The sequence below is a fragment of the Aeromonas sp. ZOR0002 genome (genome assembly GCF_963866995.1).
Lineage (GTDB): Bacteria > Pseudomonadota > Gammaproteobacteria > Enterobacterales > Aeromonadaceae > Aeromonas > Aeromonas caviae.
In genome coordinates this window covers 1-1,803 of sequence record NZ_CAWMFQ010000065.1, presented here as the reverse complement: position 1 = coordinate 1,803, position 1,803 = coordinate 1, and the positions used below count along the sequence as shown (strand labels likewise).

Below are 1,803 nucleotides of genomic sequence, written 5' to 3'. Positions count from 1 at the left end.
AGGGCGTTGTCGAGGGCGGCGGCGGCCAGGGCCCCCACCAGCCGCAGCTCCTCGTCGCTGATGCCGTCGAATTGGGCCGGGTTCATGCCGTCTATGGTCAGGGCGCCGATCAGCGCCTGATCCGAGAAGAGCGGCAGACCGACACAGGCGTGCACCTTGAAGTCGTCGTGATCCGGCAGCAGGCCGTCATAGGGGTCGGGCAGGGCGCTGTCGGCGGGGAAGCGCACCACATCCCCGGCGCGGGCGATGGCCTCGAGGCGCGGGTGATCCTTGAGGGCGAAGCGGCGCCCCAGCACGTCCTGCATCAGGCCGTCGATGGCCAGCGGGATAAACTGGCCCCCCTCGTAGCGCAGCAGGGCCGAGGCATCCGAGTTCAGCAGGCTGCGCACGCTCTGGATCAGACGGTGGAAGCGGTCTTGATGAGAGATGCCGAGTTGCAGGTCGAGGGCGATGCGCGCCAGGCTGTCGGTCGAGATCACGATAATTGTCCAAATGACAGTGTGTTTGTGATTTTGACTATAAAGATGTGGTGTCTTAATGACAATGAGTGATATGTGAAGCCATTAAAAACAATGGGTTACAAGTTGGCATGTCCGCTGCAATAGCTGGTTCAGTTGAACATCCACTATTGCATCCGAGGAACTGCCTGATGAGCATTCACGTCAAGAACAACATTCACTGGGTCGGCCAACGGGACTGGGAGGTACGCGACTTCCACGGCACCGAGTACAAGACCCACAAGGGCACCAGCTACAACAGCTACCTCATCCGCGAAGGGAAGAACGTGCTGATCGATACCGTCGATCACAAGTTCAGCCGTGAGTTCGTGCAGAACCTGGCGGCCGAGATCGATCTCGCTTCCATCGATTTTGTGGTGATCAACCACGCCGAGGAGGATCACGCCGGCGCCCTGACCGAGCTGATGGCCCGCATCCCCGGCACCCCCATCTACTGCACCCACAACGCCATCGACTCCATCACCGGCCATCATCACCACCCGGAGTGGAACTTCCACCCGGTCAAAACCGGTGACAGCCTGGACATCGGCAACGGCAAGCAGCTGGTGTTCATCGAGACCCCCATGCTGCACTGGCCCGACAGCATGATGACCTACATGACCGAAGATGCGGTGCTCTTCTCCAACGACGCCTTCGGCCAGCACTACTGCGACGAGCACCTGTTCAACGACGAGGTGGACCAGACCGAGCTGATGGAGCAGTGCCAGCGCTACTACGCCAACATCCTTACCCCCTTCAGCCCGCTGGTGACCGCCAAGATCAAGGAGGTGCTGGGCTTCAACCTGCCGGTGAGCATGGTGGCCACCTCCCACGGCATCGTCTGGCGCGAGGACCCCACCCAGATCATCCTGAAATACCTGGAGTGGGCCGACCACTATCAGGAAGACCGCATCACCCTCTTCTACGACTCCATGTCCAACAACACCCGCATGATGGCCGACGCCATCGCCCAGGGCATCCACGAGGTGGACCCGGGCGTGGCGGTGAAGATCTACAACGTGGCCCGCCACGACAAGAACGAGATCCTGACCCAGGTGTTCCGCTCCAAGGGGATACTGGTGGGCTCCTCCACCATGAACAACGTCATGATGCCCAAGGTGGCGGGCATGCTCGAAGAGATCACCGGCCTGCGTTTTCGCAACAAGCGTGCCTCGGCCTTCGGCAGCTACGGCTGGACCGGCGGTGCGGTGGACCGGATCCAGACTCGCCTGATGGATGCAGGTTTCGATATCAGCATCTCCCTCAAGGCCAAGTGGCGGCCGGATGGCTCGGCGCTGGCCGAATG

The 1,803-nt window shown here is 61.1% G+C and carries 2 protein-coding genes; one reads left to right on the top strand and one right to left on the bottom strand.

The genetic code is table 11. From position 1 onward, the window contains the following. A partial coding sequence (locus AACR77_RS04255; protein ID WP_042879951.1) for a GAF domain-containing protein occupies positions 1–479 on the bottom strand: 479 nt, incomplete at its 3' end. Positions 480–649: 170 nt separating this feature from the next. Here AACR77_RS04255 and norV point away from each other — a divergent pair. Then, on the top strand, positions 650–1,803 hold a 1,154-nt coding region (gene norV, locus AACR77_RS04250; RefSeq protein WP_042879949.1), incomplete at its 3' end, for an anaerobic nitric oxide reductase flavorubredoxin.